Source organism: Candidatus Solirubrobacter pratensis, assembly GCF_000425945.1.
Lineage (GTDB): Bacteria > Actinomycetota > Thermoleophilia > Solirubrobacterales > Solirubrobacteraceae > Solirubrobacter > Solirubrobacter pratensis.
In genome coordinates this window covers 650,602-667,215 of sequence record NZ_AUEK01000003.1, presented here as the reverse complement: position 1 = coordinate 667,215, position 16,614 = coordinate 650,602, and the positions used below count along the sequence as shown (strand labels likewise).

15 protein-coding genes are annotated in these 16,614 nt (G+C 71.0%); 9 read left to right on the top strand and 6 right to left on the bottom strand.

The genetic code is table 11. The annotated features are described in order from the left end of the window. Window position 1 precedes the first annotated feature (1 nt). Both H958_RS0103395 and H958_RS0103390 read left to right on the top strand, forming a co-directional pair. A complete protein-coding gene (locus H958_RS0103395) occupies window positions 2-505 on the top strand; it encodes a DUF1349 domain-containing protein (protein WP_028057622.1) in 504 nt (167 codons plus the stop codon). Continuing rightward, window positions 505-1,050, top strand: a complete 546-nt coding sequence (locus H958_RS0103390; protein ID WP_028057621.1) for an ASCH domain-containing protein — start codon at window positions 505-507, stop codon at window positions 1,048-1,050. The genes H958_RS0103395 and H958_RS0103390 overlap by 1 nt, the downstream gene beginning before the upstream one ends. Here H958_RS0103390 and H958_RS0103385 read toward each other — a convergent pair. Together H958_RS0103385 and H958_RS0103380 are read right to left on the bottom strand one after the other, a co-directional pair. After that, a complete protein-coding gene (locus H958_RS0103385) occupies window positions 1,034-2,533 on the bottom strand; it encodes a Ppx/GppA phosphatase family protein (RefSeq protein ID WP_028057620.1) in 1,500 nt (499 codons plus the stop codon). The genes H958_RS0103390 and H958_RS0103385 overlap by 17 nt on opposite strands. A 4-nt stretch (window positions 2,534-2,537) precedes the next feature. Continuing rightward, complete coding sequence (locus tag H958_RS0103380; RefSeq protein ID WP_028057619.1) at window positions 2,538-2,909, bottom strand: VOC family protein; 372 nt, start codon at window positions 2,907-2,909, stop codon at window positions 2,538-2,540. Window positions 2,910-2,936: 27 nt separating this feature from the next. On the opposite strand from H958_RS0103380, the gene H958_RS42680 reads away from it, so the two are divergent. From H958_RS42680 to H958_RS0103365, 3 genes are read left to right on the top strand one after another with little or no spacing between them, the layout of a single operon-like run. Next, entirely contained in the window at window positions 2,937-3,668 is a 732-nt protein-coding gene (locus H958_RS42680) for an MBL fold metallo-hydrolase (protein WP_051323750.1), read from the top strand. An 11-nt stretch (window positions 3,669-3,679) separates the two neighbouring features. Beyond that, window positions 3,680-4,387, top strand: coding sequence for a hypothetical protein (locus H958_RS47285; RefSeq protein ID WP_028057618.1), 708 nt, complete (start codon window positions 3,680-3,682; stop codon window positions 4,385-4,387). Beyond that, a complete protein-coding gene (locus H958_RS0103365; RefSeq protein ID WP_028057617.1) occupies window positions 4,387-5,760 on the top strand; it encodes an ABC1 kinase family protein in 1,374 nt (457 codons plus the stop codon). Before H958_RS47285 ends, H958_RS0103365 begins: the two co-directional genes overlap by 1 nt. On the opposite strand, the gene H958_RS0103360 is transcribed toward H958_RS0103365, so the two are convergent. The 4 genes from H958_RS0103360 to H958_RS0103345 all read right to left on the bottom strand — a co-directional run bounded on the left by H958_RS0103360 (window position 5,748) and on the right by H958_RS0103345 (window position 10,306). Next, window positions 5,748-7,682 (bottom strand): primary-amine oxidase, encoded by a 1,935-nt coding sequence (locus tag H958_RS0103360; protein ID WP_037408872.1) that lies wholly within the window; start codon window positions 7,680-7,682, stop codon window positions 5,748-5,750. The two genes, H958_RS0103365 and H958_RS0103360, sit on opposite strands and share 13 nt — an antisense overlap. 2 nt (window positions 7,683-7,684) lie before the next feature. After that, window positions 7,685-9,226 carry an APC family permease gene (locus tag H958_RS0103355; protein ID WP_028057615.1) on the bottom strand — a complete coding sequence of 514 codons (1,542 nt, stop codon included), beginning with the start codon at window positions 9,224-9,226 and terminating at the stop codon, window positions 7,685-7,687. Between the two features lie 137 nt (window positions 9,227-9,363). Then, complete coding sequence (locus tag H958_RS0103350; RefSeq protein WP_028057614.1) at window positions 9,364-9,981, bottom strand: nitroreductase family protein; 618 nt, start codon at window positions 9,979-9,981, stop codon at window positions 9,364-9,366. A 1-nt stretch (window position 9,982) separates the two neighbouring features. Continuing rightward, window positions 9,983-10,306: a hypothetical protein gene (locus tag H958_RS0103345; RefSeq protein WP_156027650.1), complete on the bottom strand. Its 324-nt coding sequence runs from the start codon at window positions 10,304-10,306 to the stop codon at window positions 9,983-9,985. Between the two features lie 26 nt (window positions 10,307-10,332). On the opposite strand from H958_RS0103345, the gene H958_RS0103340 reads away from it, so the two are divergent. The 4 genes from H958_RS0103340 to H958_RS0103325 all read left to right on the top strand — a co-directional run bounded on the left by H958_RS0103340 (window position 10,333) and on the right by H958_RS0103325 (window position 16,414). Then, window positions 10,333-10,983, top strand: a complete 651-nt coding sequence (locus H958_RS0103340; protein WP_231379160.1) for an NUDIX domain-containing protein — start codon at window positions 10,333-10,335, stop codon at window positions 10,981-10,983. Next, window positions 10,980-11,285: a hypothetical protein gene (locus H958_RS0103335; protein WP_028057611.1), complete on the top strand. Its 306-nt coding sequence runs from the start codon at window positions 10,980-10,982 to the stop codon at window positions 11,283-11,285. Before H958_RS0103340 ends, H958_RS0103335 begins: the two co-directional genes overlap by 4 nt. Before the next feature lie 8 nt (window positions 11,286-11,293). Next, window positions 11,294-15,553 carry a multifunctional oxoglutarate decarboxylase/oxoglutarate dehydrogenase thiamine pyrophosphate-binding subunit/dihydrolipoyllysine-residue succinyltransferase subunit gene (locus H958_RS0103330; protein ID WP_028057610.1) on the top strand — a complete coding sequence of 1,420 codons (4,260 nt, stop codon included), beginning with the start codon at window positions 11,294-11,296 and terminating at the stop codon, window positions 15,551-15,553. Between the two features lie 114 nt (window positions 15,554-15,667). Beyond that, window positions 15,668-16,414: a hypothetical protein gene (locus tag H958_RS0103325; protein WP_028057609.1), complete on the top strand. Its 747-nt coding sequence runs from the start codon at window positions 15,668-15,670 to the stop codon at window positions 16,412-16,414. Window positions 16,415-16,614: the final 200 nt, after the last annotated feature.

Genomic DNA, 16,614 nt, shown 5'->3' with positions numbered 1-16,614 from the left:
GGTGCGCTGGCTCAACGAGCCGGCGCGCTGGTCCGGCGACCTCGGCGCGCTGACCGTCGAGGTCGAGCCGGAGACCGATTTCTGGCGCACGACGCACTACGGCTTCGTGCGCGACAGCGGCCACTTCGCCTACGAGGAGCTCGCGGGCGAGATCTCGCTGCGCTTCGGGGGCGACTTCGCGGCGCAGTACGACCAGGCCGGGCTGATGCTGCGCGTCGACGCCGAGACGTGGATCAAGGCCGGCATCGAGCGCGCCGACGGGCGCGACTGGCTCAGCGTCGTCGTGACGCGCGGGCTCTCGGACTGGTCCCAGCAGCCCGCGCCGCCGCCCGACGCCGACGGCTGGTGGAGCATTCGCGCCGTCCGCGACCGCGACGCGGTGCAGCTGCTCGCGGGCGAGCAGCCGATCCGGCTCGCGCCGCTGCCGCCGGAGGCGACGGTGCTCGCCGGGCCGATGTGCGCGGCGCCTGAAGGCCCCGGCTTCACCGCCCGCTTCGCGCGCTGATGCTGTTCCCGCAGCGCGACCTCGACGGGATCCAGGCCGGAACGATCGACCTCGCGTTCCGGCGCTGGGACAGGCCGCGCGTGAAGCCCGGCGGCTCGCAGCGGACGCGCATCGGCGTGATCGCCTTCGACGCCGTGAAGAAGGTCAGCCGCGTGTCCGACCGCGACGCCCGGCGCGCGGGGTACGCGTCGGCCGCCGCGATGCAGGAGGCGTGGGCCGGGCGGGAAGGCGACCTCTACCGGATCGAGCTGCACCTCGCCGGGCCGGACCCGCGGATCGCGCTGCGCGAATCCGAGCCGGCGCCCGAGGAGCTGGCGGCGATCCACGCGCGGCTCGAGCGCATGGGTGCGTGGACCTACGACTACCTGCGCACGATCCATGAGCGCCCCGGCGTCCGCGCGCCGGATCTCGCCGCCGGCTACGGGCGCGAGACCCAGCCGTTCAAGCTCGACGTGCGCAAGCTCAAGGAGCTCGGGCTGACCGAGAGCCTGCCGGTCGGCTACCGGCTCTCGCCGCGCGGCGAGGCCGTCATGCGCTCACGCTGAGGTCGCGGCCGAAGGCGCGGCGGAAGAGGTCGCCCTGGCGCTCCGCCGCCCAGCGGGCGATCGTCACGTCCTCGGACGCGTGCAGCCGGAGCTCGACGCTCCCGTCGTGCACGTCGACGTCGGTCGCGTGCACGGCCTGGTCGCGCGAGCGCTCGAGCTGCTCGGCGAGCCGGAGGATCGCCGACAGCCGGTCGAGCATCTCAGCGTCGCCGGCGCGCGCGAGCGGCGCGAACTCGCCCAGGCCGGGCGTGCCCTTGCGGTGATAGCGCGCGGCCTGGCCGATCAGCGCCGACTCGCGCGGCGAGTAGCCCGGCAGGCCGGCGTTGAGGATCAGGTAGCGCGAGTGCTTGTGGTGATCGTCGTAGTCGACCGCGACGCCGATGTCGTGCAGCATCGCCGCCGCCCACAGGAGGTCGCGCTCCTCGGCGTCGCCGCGATGCACGCCTTGCGCGGCGAGCGCGTCCCACATCTCGAGCGCCAGCTGGGCCACGTGGTTCGTGTGCGCGAAGTCCGCGTGGTACTGGGCGGCGAGGTTGTGCACCGAGGCGACGCGCACGTCCTCGAAGAGCGGCGGGTCGCCGAGCAGCGTCTCGAAGAACACGCCTTCGCGCAGGCCCGCCTCGGTCGCCTCGAGATCGTCGTAGCCGGCGGCCTCCATCACCGCCTCGACCACGAGCGCGCCGGCGAGGATGAGGTCGCCGCGCTCTGACTTGATGCCCGCGACCTTGCCGCGCTCGGCCGGCGTCATCGCGGCGAGCTCGCCGATCAGCTCGCCGAGCGCGTCGCGCGTGAGCCGGAAGCCCTGGATCCCGTAGGACGGCAGGCCGGCGGCGAGCTGCGCGGCCGCCGCGAGGTTGCGGACCGTGCCGCCGATGCCGGCCATGCGGCCGCCGTCGGCGAGCCACGGCGCGGCTTCGAGCTCCGCCGCCACGTGCTCGCGCAGCGCCTTGAGCTGCTTGCGCTTGGCCGCACCGCCGTTGAAGAACCGCTCGGTCATGCGCACCGCGCCGAGCGGCCACGAGCGCGCCTCGGCGGCGCGGCGTCCGCGCACGCGCGTCAGCTGCATCGACCCGCCGCCGAGATCCAGCACGACGCCGTCCTCGAGCGTCGTCGAGTTGACCGCCGCGAGATAGCCGTAGCGCGCCTCCTCCTCGCCCGGGAGGACCTCGACGTCGAGCCCCGAGCGCTGCCTGGCGGCGCGCAGGAACTCCGCCTGGTTGCCCGCGTCGCGGATCGCCGAGGTGGCGACGGGGCGCACGCGCTCGATCCCCGTCGCGCGGCAGAAGTGCGCGTAGAGCTCGAGCGTCTCCAGCGCGCGCTCCATCGGCTCAGGCTGCAGCTCCCCGGCCGCGTCGAGCCCTTCTCCGACGCGCACGGACTCGTGGATCTCGTCGGTGCGCTTCCACCAGTGCTCGGTGGAGGTGAAGACGACCAGCCGGAAGGAGTTCGACCCGACGTCGATGACGGCGAGCCGGTCCTCCATGGCCCTAGCTCTTCTCGATCAGCTCGATCCGGTAGCCATCCGGATCGCGGACGAAGCAGATCCGCGATCCGCCCTCGCGCACCCGGTACGGCGGCTTCTCGGGGTCGATGCCCTTCTCGCCGAGGTTCGCCAGCGTGCTGTCGAGGTCGTCCACGGTGAGCGCGATGTGGTTGTACCCCGTGCCCAGCTCGTAGGAGTCGACGCCGTGGTTGTAGGTCAGCTCCAGGCGATCGCCGTCGCCCGGCAGGCCCATGAAGACGTTGATCGCCTCTTCGCGGATCGGCATCCGGCGGCGCTCCTCGAAGCCGAGCGCCTCATAGAAGGCGACGGACCGGTCGATCTCGCCGATCCGGTAGCACGTATGTATGAGCTCCATGACGCTCGCGAGGGTACCGTGGCGCCCATGATCGTCGAGCGCTCCATGAACGACAGCTGGCTGTCGAACACCTACCTGGTCGCGGCAGGTCCGAACTCCGACGCCTTCCTGGTCGACGCGGGCGGGCCGCTCGACCCGCTGTTCGCCGCGGCCCACGCACAGGGACTGACCGTGACGCACATCCTGCTCACCCACCATCATCACGATCACGTAGCCGAGCTGGGCGCCGCGCTCGAGCGCTGGCCGGAGGCGACCGTGCTCGCGCACCCCGAGGAGCGCGTGCCCGGCACGACGGGGGATCTCAAGCCGGGCGACGAGGTCGAGATCGGCGGGCTCACCGTGAAGGCCCTGCACACGCCGGGGCACACCGCCGGCATGCTCGCGCTGCTGGTCGACGGTCAGGTGTTCACCGGCGACACGCTCTTCAAGGGCTCGGTCGGCGGCGTCCGCGCGCCCGGGTCGACGTCCTACGCCGACCTCAAGCGCTCGGTCATGGAGACGCTGCTCGCGCTCCCGCCCGAGACCGTCATCCGCCCCGGCCACACGGACCCCACCACCGTCGCCGAGGAGCTCGAGGGCAACGCGTTCGTGCGCATCTGGCGCGGCCTCGACGAGGAGGGCGCCGAGCAGGTCACCGCGCTGGGCGATCCCGCCACCCTCATCCTCTGGGGCCCGGACTACGACGGCGGCCACAAGGCATGGGTGCGCTGGCCCGACGGCTCCGACGACATCGTCGGCGGCTCCAGGGTCGAGCGCTAGTCTCGGAGGGCGTGAGTCCCGAGCCGAAGAACGGTGGCGGCGGCGGGCTGTCGCTCGTCACGCTCTTGATCTCGAGCCTCGCGGCCGTCGCCGCGGCGATCGTCGTCCCGATGTTCTGGGAGCGCGGGTCGCTGATCGCCACGGCCGTGACGCCGATGATCGTCGCGATCGTCAGCGAGGCGCTCAACCGCCCGGCCAAGGCGATCCAGACCGTCGCGCCGCGCGTCACGAGACGGACCGCGACCGGCGCCGCGGTACGCCGGCAGACACCGACCGGCGTCGGCGCCCGCGGCGAAGGCCCCGAGCAGCTCCCGCCGCGCCGCGACGACCCGTTCGGCCTCTACGCCGAAGAGCGCCCGCGGCGCCGCATGCCACTGCGCATCGCGGTCCTCACCGGCCTGCTGGCCGCGGTGATCGGCGCCGGGGTCGTCACGGCGTCGGAGCTCGCCGTGTTCAAGCACAGCATCGGCCAGCCGAGCCGCTCCACGGGCCTGTGGGGCGGCAAGGCCCGCACGTCGACGCCGACGCCGACGCCGACGCCCACGCCGACGGAGACCGCCACGCCCTCCGGGACGCCGACCGGCACACCAACGGCGACGCCCGACGCGACCGAGAGCGCCACGCCCAGCGCCACCCCTTCGGCGAGCGCGACGCCGCCGCAGGCGACGCCGACCGCCACCCCCGCGGGGGCCGCGCCGACGCCGACGGTCACGCCCTAGTGGCCAAGGACAGGATCCCGACCTCCAGGGTCTCGCGGACGGCGCGCGTCTCGAGCCTGGCCGCCGGGCAGGCCGCGCGCCAGCTCGGCACGCACGCGACGAACCTGGCGCGCTCGCAGGAGGGCAGGAGCGCCGCGCTGGAGCGCCGCCACCTCGAGGCGGCCGAGCAGATCGTCACCGCGCTCGGCACCATGAAGGGCGCCGCGATGAAGCTCGGGCAGGTGATGAGCTTCCTCGACGTCGGGCTCGTCCCGGAGGAGCACCGCGAGGAGTTCCAACGCAAGCTCGGCGCCCTGCGCGACGCCGCGCCCAAGGTCCGGTTCGACGACATGCGCAAGGTGATCGAGGCCGAGCTCGAGGCGCCGCTGCGCGACATCTTCGCGCACTTCGACACCGAGCCGATCGCCGCGGCGTCGATCGGTCAGGTCTACCGCGCCGTGCTGCACGACGGGCGCGACGTCGCGGTCAAGGTGCAGTACCCGGGCGTCGCCGCCGCGGTGCGGGCGGACATGCAGAACCTCGGGATGATCCTGCGGCTGATGAAGCGGATCGCGCCGGGACTCGACGTCAAGGCCACCGCGGAGGAGATCCGCGGGCGCATCGGCGACGAGCTCGACTACGAGCTCGAGGCCCACAACCAGCGCGCGCTGGCGCGGATCTTCAAGGGCCACCCGTTCATCGTCGTCCCCGACGTGGTCACGAGCCTCTCACGCGAGCGGGTGCTCGTGAGCGAGTACGTCCACGGCGACGGCTTCGACACGCTCAAGCACACCGGCCAGGCGACGCGCGACCGCGCCGGCGAGATCGTCTTCCGCTTCTACTTCGGCTGCATGTACCGCCACCGGCAGTTCTCCGGCGATCCGCACCCGGGCAACTTCCTGATGCTGCCCGACGGCCGGATGGCGTTCGTGGACTTCGGGCTCTTCAAGGTCATGCCGCAGCGCCTGATCGACCTCGAGCTCGAGACCCAGCGCGCCGGCCACGAGGGCGACGCGCAGCGGCTGTGGGAGATCTGGGCCGAGGGCGGCCTGCTCCGCAAGCCGGAGCGGTTCCGGCCCGACAAGCTGCTCTCCCAGTTCCTCGACGCGACCTGGTGGTACCTGACCGACGAGGAGATCGCGCTCGGGCCGGAGATCGCCACGCAGGTCATGATCGACATGTCCGACCCGCGCTCGGAGCACTTCGGCCAGATGCGCCACGAGACCCTGCCCGCCGACCACATCTTCGGCCGGCGGGTGGAGATGCTGACGCTGGCCGTCCTCGGCCAGCTCCGTGCCCGGGCCAACTGGCACCGGATCGCCCGCGAGTGGATCTACGGCGATCCGCCGGTCACGGAGCTGGGTCGCGAAGAGGCCTCCTTCTACGCCTCGTGATGGCAGTGGCGTGACGGGGCCGGCATGTCCAGCGCCGGGTTGCCGTCGAAGAACCCGCTCGGCTTGAGCTTGAAGCCGATGTGCGTCACGGGCATGACGGGCCAGTCCTCCGGCCGCACGACATGGTGGGCGCCGAACGTGTACCAGAGCACCACGTCGGTGTTCTCGGTCGGCCGGTCGGACTCGGAGAACCGCGGCAGGCCGTCACCGCCCGAGTGCTGGTACGGGTAATCGCCGGCCGCGAAGCGCTGCTCCGGGTCGTACGCCGTCACCCACACGTGGTTGCGCGTGAAGCCCGCGCGCTGGGCGAAGCGGCAGTCCGGCGCGAACATCGGCGCGACGTTGGCGCCCGGCTCGAGCTTGTACGCCACCGGGTCCCCGAGCGCGGACGGCTTGCCGGCGTTCTCGATCCGCCAGTAGCGCCCGTTCAGCGGGTCGATGCGCGCCTGCGCCTGCGCCTCGCTCGCGTAGACGGTCCGCTTGGTCACCCACGCACTGCCCATCGGGTTGTCAGGCCCCGGCGGCATCGGCTCGGAGTCGACCTGCACGACCGAGTTCTCGTTGCCGTCGACCGCCATGTCCAGCCGCACGCAGAAGAAGTGCTGGTGGTGCGGCCCGTAGAGCCCCGGCGCGACGAGCGTGCCGTGGCCCGGCTTCTCCCCGACCGGCACCGCTCCGGTCGAGATCACGCCCGAGAGCTTGACCTCGTACTCGATCGTGCCGTCCGTGTAGAGGTACCAGAAGTACCCGTACTCGTAGTTGCCGACGGTCGCGATCGTGGAGATGACCAGGCGCCGCAGCCGCCGCACCTCGACCTCCTCGGTGCGGAAGTCGGTGTGCTTCCAGCCGACGCCCACGTCCTCCTCGTGCATGCAGATCGCGTTCGGGATCGTCATCGGCTCGCCGTCCTGGTCGTTGACGACGCCGTCGAAGTAGCGGATCTCCCCGAGGCAGTCGCAGCCCAGCGCGAGCGGGTTGGCGAGCCAGCCGACGCCGTACTCGCCCATGTCGAACACGTTCTTGAAGCGGTGCGTCGGCGCCGGGTCGCCGTACGGGACGAACATCTCCGCCAGCGACGCGCGGTAGACGATCGGCCGCAGCGTGCCGCGGTCCAGATAGCCGATGTCGTGCAGCACGAGACCCTCGCGCGGCGTGAAGCCGATCCGCACCTGCCACTTCTGCCACGTGACCTTGTGACCCTCGACCGTGAAGCTCGGGCCCTCGGGCTGGGTGATCTCGATCGGCTTGAGGTCCGCGCGCGGCGCGGGGAAGCTCGGCACGTTCTCGGGCGAGGCGACGCGCTCGGCGTCGTAGTTGCCGGCCTTCGGCGGCAGCGGGACGACGCCGTAGTCGTGCACGGCGGCGACGGCCATCTTGTCGAGGTCGAACTCGACGACGAGGCCCTCCACCGGCCGCGCGTACCCGTGCTCTCCCGGCTCCGAGCGCACCCAGGTCAGCGGGCGCAGGATGCGCCGCGCGGTGGCGGCGTCCTCCTCGCCCATGTAGCCGGCCGCCCACGGGTCGATCATCGCCAGCGAGAAGTCCTCGACGCCGCGCTTGCGCATCGCCTCCTGCCAGCCGGGGTCGGCCTGGACAGCCGCCTCGCAGGCCATGAACTCCTCGAACGTGATCGGCGGCTGGACGCCGTCGACGTGCTTCCACGCGACGACGCGCTCGTCGGTGAGCGAGACCACCGCCTCGTAGGTCTTGCGCTCCGAGCGCTCGTAGAGCACCACGAACGCCTCGCGCGGCACGGTCTCGCCCGCCTGCACGGCCGCCTTGGGCGGCTCGTGCAGCGTGATGAACACGAACCGGGCCGTCGGGCCCAGGCGCTTCTCGGCCTTCAGGATCGCCGAGGCGGCGCTCACCTCCTCGGCGGCGAGCGGCTCGAGCGGGTGCAGGACCGGCGGCGCGTCGAGCATGCTCACGCCATCACCTCCACTTCGTCTTCGCGCGTGAAGCGCCCGATGTTCTGGTAGCGGTCGGAAGCGTTGACCCGCAGGTAGAGCGCGATCGCGATGCCGATCAGGTACACCGCGAGCACGACCCAAGGCACGAGCTTGATGTAGAGGGCGTCGCCTGCGCCGGACAGGCCCGCGCGGTTGTCGATCAGCAGGTAGCACGCCCCTGCCATCGCGAGGAAGCCGATGACAGGCGCGACCAGCGTCCTGAACCAGTGGAAGCCGTCGCGCGCCTCCGTCAGGAAGAAGCGGATGATCGCGAGCGAGCAGATGCCCTGCACGGCGAGGATGCCCAGCACGCCGAGCAGCGGCGTCCAGGTCCCCAGCTTCAGCAGCGAGGCGAGCGTGCTCGAGTCCGAGATCACGAACGCGAGCATGTAGACGCCGACGATCGCCGACACCGTCATCGACGCGTTGACCGGGCCGCGCTGCGTCGGGTGCACGCGGCCGAGCGCCTTCGGCATCACCCCCTCGCGCGCGAGCGAGAAGAGGTAGCGCGAGCCGGTGTTGTAGAAGGCCATCGCGCACGCGAACGAGCTCGTGATGATGAGGATCTCGATGATCGTCGTCAGGCCGCCGCCGACGAACTTGTCGCTGAGCGGATAGAACGCCGAGGCGATCTTGCCGTCGTACTGGGCCTTGACCGCCTGGGCCGAGCCGGTCAGGCCCCAGCCGGTGACGAACATGTACGAGATGAAGACGTAGAAGATGCCGAGCCCGATCACCGAGCCGTACGTCGCGGACTTCATCATCTTCTTCGGCTCACGCGACTCCTCCGCGTAGTTCGGCGCCATCTCGAAGCCGACCCAGGACCAGAACGCGCCGAACAGCGCCACGCCCGCCGCCGCGGCGCCGAAGACCTTCACTGCGGCGTCGTTGTCGAAGATGTTGGCCGGGTTCAGCGGCGCCGCGCTGAAGCCGTCCGGCCCTCCGCCGCTGACGATGATCCCGATGGCCAGGATCAGCAGCGCCAGCACCTCGGAGACGAGCGCGACGCCGAGGATCTTGGCGGTCAGCTCGATGTGGAACCAGGCGAAGCTCGTCATCAGCGCGAGGAACAACGCCATGTAGCCCCAGGCGGGCACGTTTATGCCGAACCACGTGTCGATCGAGGTCGACGCGAAGTAGCTGCCGACGCCGGTCACGGCGGCGGCGAAGATGATGTAGCAGAACGCGATCAGCAGGCCCGCGCCCATCCCCATGACCTGGCCCAGGCCGCGCGAGATGAACGTGTAGAAGCCGCCGGCCGCGGTGACGCGCCGCGCCATCTCGATGTAGCCCGTCGAGAAGATCGTCAGCGCCAGGGTCGCGAGGATGAACGCCGCAGGCACGGCGTAGCCGCCGCCGGATACGGCGACCGGCACGTTGAACATCATCGCCGCGAGCGGCGCGGCGCCCGTGACGATGCAGAACAGCACCTGGGGCAGCCCGAGCACGTCTTTCGCGAGATGGTGCTCATCCGCCGCCGCAGGGGCGGAAGGGGGTGCAGCGGTGACCTTGCTCATGCGACCTCCGGCGGGACGTTGACCTTCCGGGGAGCAAACCGGCGTCACCTACGCCGGCGAAGGGCGGGTGCGTCCAGATTTACAGGTCCGCCTCTCGACGTAAAGTCCAGTTTGGACAGGCGAGCCTGACCGGGTGCCTAGGCGGTGTCCCAGCCGTCCCAGCGGACCATGCTGCCGAGCGGGCGGCGAGGCGCCGGATTGAAGTCGGTGCCCTTGGTGTAGGCGACCGGGATCAGCGCGACCTGCATCACCTCTTCGTAGGGGATGCCGAGCAGCTCCGCCGCCTCGCGCTCGTGCGCGAGGTGGAACGTGGTCCACACGGTCCCGAGTCCGCGCGAGCGCGCCGCGAGCATGAAGCTCCACGCCGCCGGGATGATCGAGCCCCACGTGCCGGCCTGCGCCGCTGCGGGCTTGCCGTCGGTGCGGGGTGAGATGCACGGGATCACGTGCGCCGGCACGCGCTGCAGGTTGTCGGCGAGGTGGCGGACGCCGTCGCGGATGCGGCCGCCCCCGGGGCGCGCCGCGAGATAGCCGTCGGCGACCTCGCGCCACCACACGGCGAGCTGCTCGCGCTTGGCCGGATCGGTGACCACGACGAAGCTCCAGCCCTGCGCGTTGCCGCCGGTCGGCGCCTGCTGCGCCAGCCGCAGGCAGTCCTCGAGCACCTCGCGCTCGAGCGGCCGCTCGAGATCCAGCCGCAGCCGGACCGACCGCGTGGTCGAGAGCAGCTCGTCCGGGCCGAGGTCGAGCTTCAAGCTAGTTGTAGGAGGTGCTGCGGCCGGGGATCACGAGCTCGCGGTCGGCCACGGCGTCGACGACCTCCTCGACCTCTTCCTCCTCCTGCCGATCGTCGTCGGGCTCGGCGTCGCAGGTCACGCGCATCATCCCGGTCGCCACCGTGGCGTCGCCGACCACGACGAGGCCGCAGATGACGTCGCCCTCCTCCCAGCCGATGCGCTCGATGTCGAAGTAGGCGAGGTGGACCTCGGTCGCCTTGCCGCCCCACACGCACGTGCGGTCGTGCACTTCCTTCGCCTTGCAGACGGCTTCCATGTTCTTGCTGGAGGCTTCGAGGGACACGCTTTGATCGTACCCTGGGAGGAGTCTTGCCCTATCCGCCCGGCATCCTCGCGCGCGGTCCCTGGCCGCCCGGCCGGGTCTCCGCGCGCTGGCGCGACGAGCGCTACGACCCGGGCGCGGAGAAGCTGGCCGCCGCCGACGAGGCGATAGAGGCGCTGCGCGAGCGCGGCTCGCCGGCGCACGACGGCGTCGCGGCGCGGCTCGAGGGCTACAGCGTTGCCGACGGCGAGCTGCAACTCGAGTTGCAGCCGATGCGCTGGGCGTTACGACTTGTGAACGGTGGAGCGTCCGGCGCGCTCTCGGTCCTGTGCGTCGTGCGCGACCACGAGGGCCGCTGGCTCGCCGGCCGGCGCGCCTCGTGGGTCGCGACCTGGGCCGGCGTGTGGGCGCTCGGCGCCGGCGGCGCGGTCGACGTCGGAGAGGATCCCGCGATCGCGCTCGCGCGAGAGCTCGAGGAGGAATGGGGCGTGGTGCCCGAGCGCCTCGCCGTCGAGGCGCTGATCGCGACCCCCGGCGACATGGCGATGCTGGTCGGCCAGGCGTGGTTGCCGGAGGGCGCGCAGCTCACGCGCGACGCCGAGCACGACGCGCACGCGTGGTGGCCGCGCGACCCCGCGGACTGGCCGGAGGAGGCACACCCGCAACTCCGGCGCATGGCGACGTTGTTGCTCGTGTGAGCTTCCGCACGCTCAAATACCTCTCGTTCACGCACTCGGCGGTCTACACGGCGCTGCTGATCAGCTGGGTGGCCGGCGCGGACGACCTCAAGTACGTGCTCGGATGGGCCCACGGGATCGGCTGGATCGTCATGTCGCTGCTGGCGATCGCCGCGGTCAGGTCGCGGACGATCCCCCTGTGGCTCGGTGTCATGGTGGCCGTCATCGGAGGTGTCGGTCCGTTCGCCGGAAGCATCGGCTTTGTGTATGAAGAACGGCGAGGAAGTTCCACTTCTCGTCCTGTCCAGCGCGGTATGGTCTAGGTCTCGATATGGCGGTCAACACCACGGTCGAAGTGGTCATGCCCGCGATGGGCGACTCGGTTTCCGAGGGGTCCATCCTGGAGTGGCACAAACAGGAGGGCGACGAGGTCTCAGAGGACGAGACACTCGTCGAGATCTCGACTGACAAGGTCGACGCAGAAGTCCCCGCGCCGATCTCCGGCACCGTGGTGAAGATCCACGCCGCCGAGGGGGACACGGTCAACGTCGGAGCGATCCTCGCGGAGATCGCGCCGGGCAACGGGTCCGGTCCGCCGGCGCCGGTCGACGCCGAAGAATCTCCCCCGCCCGCGGCCCAGGAGTCCGTCGTCGAGATCGTGATGCCCCAGATGGGCGAGTCCGTCTCCGAGGGGACCATCCTCGAGTGGGCCAAGCAGCCGGGCGACTCCGTCGCCGAGGACGAGACGATCGTCGAGATCTCGACCGACAAGGTCGACGCCGAGGTCCCCGCGCCCGCGTCCGGCACGCTGACCGAGGTGCTCGCCGACGCCGGCGACACGGTCACGGTCGGTCAGGTGATCGCGCGCATGAGCGCCGGGGCGAACGGCGCCAAGCCCGCGCCGAAGGCTCCGGAGCCGACCGCCGCGCCGCGTCCCGCGGGCGATGTCGAGACGGTCCGCCTGCCCGAAGGTGTCAAGGCGACGCCGGTCGCCGGCCGCGTCGCCGCCGCCCACGGCGTCGACCTCGGCAACGTCCACGGCACCGGCCCGGCCGGCCGCATCTCGAAGTCCGACGTCCTGTCTTACTCCGAGAACGGGTACGCCGCGCCCGCGACGGCCGCGGCTCCCGTCCAGGCCAAGTCCACGCTGCTCAAGGGCGCGAGCGCGATGCTCGCGCGCTACATGGACGAGTCGCGGGCGATCCCGACCGCGACGTCCTTCCGCACGATCACCGTCAGCGTCCTCGACGGCCGCCGCAAGCAGCTCAAGGACGCCGGCCACCGCGTCTCCTTCACGCACCTGATCGCACACGCGATCGCGCGCGCCGCGACGGAGTCGATGCCGGTGATGGCGACGCACTTCGCCGAGGTCGACGGCAAGCCGCACGTGATCGACGACGGCCAGGTCAACCTCGGCATCGCCGTCGACGTCGAGAAGAAGGGCGGCGGCCGCACCCTCATGGTGCCGGTCATCCGCGACGCGGGCCGGCTCACCTTCCCGCAGTTCCTCGACGCCTTCAACGAGCTGATCGCCAAGGCGCGCGAGAACAAGCTCACGGCGGACGACCTCCAGGGCGCGAACGTCTCGCTCACCAACCCGGGCGGCATCGGCACGATCGCCTCCGTCCCGCGCCTGATGAACGGCCAGGGGACGATCGTCGCCACCGGCTCGATCGGCTACCCGCCCGGCCTCGGCGCCATCGGGGCCACGATCGGCGCCGAGAAGGTGATGACGATGACGTCGACGTACGACCATCGGATCATCCAGGGCGCCGAGTCGGGCCAGTTCCTGCAGGTCGTCGAGGCGTACCTCCAGGGCGAGCACGAGTTCTACGAGCAGGTCTTCCGCGACCTCGGCATCGAGGCGCCCGCCGCGCCGCCGGCGCCCGGGCCCGTGGGGACGGTGTCCGCGCCGACCACCGCTCCCGCCCCCGCGCCGACGGTCTCGGCCGAGCCGGACCTCGCGCTGCTGCAGGCGGTCCAGGCCGCGATGTCGCTGATCAAGGCGCACCGCACGCATGGCCATCTCGCCGCCCGGCTGGATCCGCTGGGCTCCGAGCCCGAGGGCGATCCGGCGCTCGACCCCGAGCCGCTTGGCCTGACGCCGGAGCTGATGCGCAAGATCCCGGCGTCGATCCTGCGCGTCGGCGTCCCGGGCGACACGCTGGCCGACGTCCTGCCGCACCTGCGCGAGACGTACTGCGGCACGATCGCGTACGAGATCGAGCACATCGCGTCGCACCGGCAGCGCGTGTGGCTGCGCGAGAAGATCGAGACCGGCGTCTACCGCACGCCGCTCACCGACGAGGAGAAGAAGGCGCTCCTGCGCCGCCTGACCCAGGTCGACTCGCTCGAGCGCTTCATGCACAAGGCCTACCTGGGCCAGAAGCAGTTCTCGGTCGAGGGCCTGGACATGACGGTCCCGATGCTGGACGAGATGATCCAGCTGTCGGCGTCCGAGGGGGCGCGCGAGGTGGTCATCGGCATGGCGCATCGCGGCCGGCTGAACGTGCTTGCGCACAACCTCGGGCGCGCGTACGAGACGATCTTCCGCGAGTTCGAGGGTGCGTCGTCGATCGAGGCCGTCACGACGATCCCGCAGGGCGGGACCGGCGACGTCAAGTACCACCACGGCGCGCAGGGCACCTACCAGCTGTCCGAAGACCAGTCCGTGCTCGTCCGGCTCGAGTCCAACCCGAGCCACCTCGAGTACGTCAGCCCGGTCGTGGAGGGCGCCACGCGCGCCGTCCAGACGACGCGCCAGGGCACGCATGCGCAACTGGACACCAACGCGGCGATGCCGATCATCCTGCACGGCGACGCGGCCTTCCCCGGCCAGGGCGTCGTCGCGGAGACCTTCAACCTCCAGGCGCTCGACGGCTACACCGTCGGCGGCTCGCTGCACCTGATCCAGAACAACCAGGTCGGCTTCACGACGGACCCCGACGACTCGCGCTCCACGCGCTGGGCCTCGGACCTCGCGAAGGGCTTCGACGTCCCGATCATCCACGTCAACGCGGACGACGTCGAGGCGTGCATCTCCGCCGTGCGGCTCGCGTTCGCGTTCCGCCAGGAGTTCGGCCACGACGTCCTGATCGACCTCATCGGCTACCGCCGCTACGGCCACAACGAGGCCGACGAGCCGGCCTACACGCAGCCGGAGATGTCGGCCAAGATCAAGGCCAAGAAGCCTGCCCGCGAGCTCTACGCGCAAGCCCTCGTGTCCTCCGGCGTGATCACGCAGGAGGAGTCCGACGCGCTCGCCCAGGAGATCTGGGACGACCTCGCGCGCCGCCACCGCGAGCTCAAGGAGCGCCTGGCCTCGGCCGGTGCCGAGCAGCCGACCGGCGGCTATGAGCTCGACCGCTCGGCCTCGCCGGAGGTCAAGACGGCGGTCTCGCGCGAGCGGCTGGAGTCGCTCAACGAGGACCTCCTGCGCGTCCCCGACGGGTTCACGGTCCATCCGAAGCTGGTCAAGCAGCTCGATCGCCGGCGCACGACGATCGGTCCCGACGGCGGCATCGACTGGTCGCAGGCCGAGGCGCTCGCCTTCGCGTCGCTGCTGACCGAGGGCACGCCGGTGCGCCTGACCGGCCAGGACGCCGAGCGCGGCACGTTCTCCCAGCGCCACCTGGTGCTGCACGACGCCAAGACCGGCCAGCGGATCTCTCCGATCCAGTCGCTGCCGGGCGCGCTTGCGCCGATGGAGCTGCACAACTCGCCGCTGAGCGAGGTCGCGTGCCTCGGCTTCGAGTACGGCTACTCGATGGAGGCGCCCGAGACGCTCGTGCTGTGGGAGGCGCAGTTCGGCGACTTCGTGAACTCGGCGCAGGTCATCATCGACCAGTTCATCGTGAGCGCGCTCGCGAAGTGGGGTCAGACGACGCGCCTGACGCTGCTGCTCCCGCACGGCTACGAGGGCTCGGGCCCGGAGCACTCCTCCGCCCGCATGGAGCGCTTTCTCACGCTCGCCGCCGAGGGCAACATCCGCGTCGCGAACCTCACGACGCCGTCGCAGTACTTCCACCTCCTGCGCCGCCAGGCGCGGGTGGCCAAGCAGCGGCCGCTGGTGATCATGACGCCGAAGTCGCTCCTGCGCCTCCCGCAGGCGACGTCGCGGGTCGACCACCTGGCCGACGGGCGCTTCTTCCCGGTCCTGCCGGAGCCGCGGGTGGACGAGGAGAAGGTGACGCGCCTGGTCCTCTGCACCGGCAAGCTCTACTACGACCTCAAGGGCCACGCGACGCGCGAGAACAACGAGGGCGTCGCGATCACCCGCGTCGAGCTGCTGTACCCGTTCCCGCAGGCGCAGATCATGGAAGAGGTCAAGCGCTACCCGAACCTGCGCGAGGTCGTGTGGGTGCAGGAGGAGCCGCGCAACATGGGCGCCCGCGCGCACATGTCGCCGCGCCTGCTGCAGATCCTGCCGGCCGACATCGAGTTCGGCTACATCGGCCGTCCCGAGCGCGCGTCGCCGGGCGAGGGCTACCCGGCCGCCCACACGATCGAGCAGAACCGGATCATCCGCACCGCGCTGGATCTCGACATCCCGGTGTCGGTGAATCCGAAGAAGCAGCCGGGCGAGCGCTAGCCGCTCGCCCGCGGTCGCAGGCGCCGGGTTGCGGTGTTTCCGCGCCCCGCGCCGGCGGCCTGACACTGCTCTTGCAGGGCGCAACTCTCACTGCGTAGGGGTGTCGGAATGTGCATGAAGCGGATTCCATTCTCCGGCCGCGCGGCCATCATCTGCGCGCTCATCTTCGCCATCGGCGTGCCCACGACCGCCATGGGCTTCGGCGAGGGCCGCAACCTCCTGCTCGGTAAGCGCAACCCGTCCTCCAGCGGGTCCCGTACGCTGACGAGCGAGACCGAGATCATCGCCAGCAACTCGACCTACGGCACCCGCCAGTCCAACAAGGGCTCCGGCGGCGGCGCCATCTACGGTTGTCGCGCCGCGGCGACAGCCGGCGCGCCGGCCTGCGTCCGCGCGTCCAATCTCAACGGCGGCCAGGCGTTCCAGTTCACCACCACCGGCTCGACCGCGGGCTCGATCACCGTCGCCAAGACGACGGGCGCCCCGTTCACGACGAACGCGACCGGCGTGGCCACGGGCCTGAACGCCGACAAGGTCGACGGCAAGGATGCGACGGACTTCGCAGCGGCGAGCGATGTCCAGGCGCTGTCTGCCGGTCTCCTGTTCGCCACGGTCAACGCCAATGGCAGCCTCGGCGACAACAAGCGCGGCGCCATCTCGTCGACCAAGGACGCGACGACCCCCGTCTACACGGTCGAGTTCAACCGCGACGTGAGCAAGTGTTCGTACACCGCGTCGGTCGTCGGCGCCGCGGCAGCCACGTCGCCCGGTGTCCAGTCGACTCAGAACCAGCCGACCAAGGTGACCGTCAATCTCGGGGGGACCCTCGACAACTCGTTCCACCTGCAGGTCATCTGCTGAACATCGGCGACAAGCCGGTCTTGACCGAGCCCGCGGCAATGCCGCGGGCTCCGTCGTTTAAGGGGGCGAGTTTTCGTACGGTGTGGCTATGCCGAGCATGTGGACTCATCTCCTTCGCGCCGCGACGCTCATCGCGCTGGTCCTGTCCGCGCTACCACCCTCGGCGCGAGCGGGCACCTATACCCAGTTCTCCTGCCAGC

What these genes read in the sequence shown, in the direction of transcription:
- H958_RS0103390 (WP_028057621.1), top strand. Translation starts at nt 505, where the DNA reads ATGCTGTTCCCGCAGCGCGACCTCGACGGGATCCAGGCCGGAACGATC.
- H958_RS0103360 (WP_037408872.1), bottom strand. Translation starts at nt 7,682, where the DNA reads ATGCTCGACGCGCCGCCGGTCCTGCACCCGCTCGAGCCGCTCGCCGCC.
- H958_RS42680 (WP_051323750.1), top strand. Translation starts at nt 2,937, where the DNA reads ATGATCGTCGAGCGCTCCATGAACGACAGCTGGCTGTCGAACACCTAC.
- H958_RS0103330 (WP_028057610.1), top strand. Translation starts at nt 11,294, where the DNA reads ATGGCGGTCAACACCACGGTCGAAGTGGTCATGCCCGCGATGGGCGAC.
- H958_RS0103380 (WP_028057619.1), bottom strand. Translation starts at nt 2,909, where the DNA reads ATGGAGCTCATACATACGTGCTACCGGATCGGCGAGATCGACCGGTCC.
- H958_RS0103355 (WP_028057615.1), bottom strand. Translation starts at nt 9,226, where the DNA reads ATGAGCAAGGTCACCGCTGCACCCCCTTCCGCCCCTGCGGCGGCGGAT.
- H958_RS0103325 (WP_028057609.1), top strand. Translation starts at nt 15,668, where the DNA reads ATGAAGCGGATTCCATTCTCCGGCCGCGCGGCCATCATCTGCGCGCTC.
- H958_RS0103385 (WP_028057620.1), bottom strand. Translation starts at nt 2,533, where the DNA reads ATGGAGGACCGGCTCGCCGTCATCGACGTCGGGTCGAACTCCTTCCGG.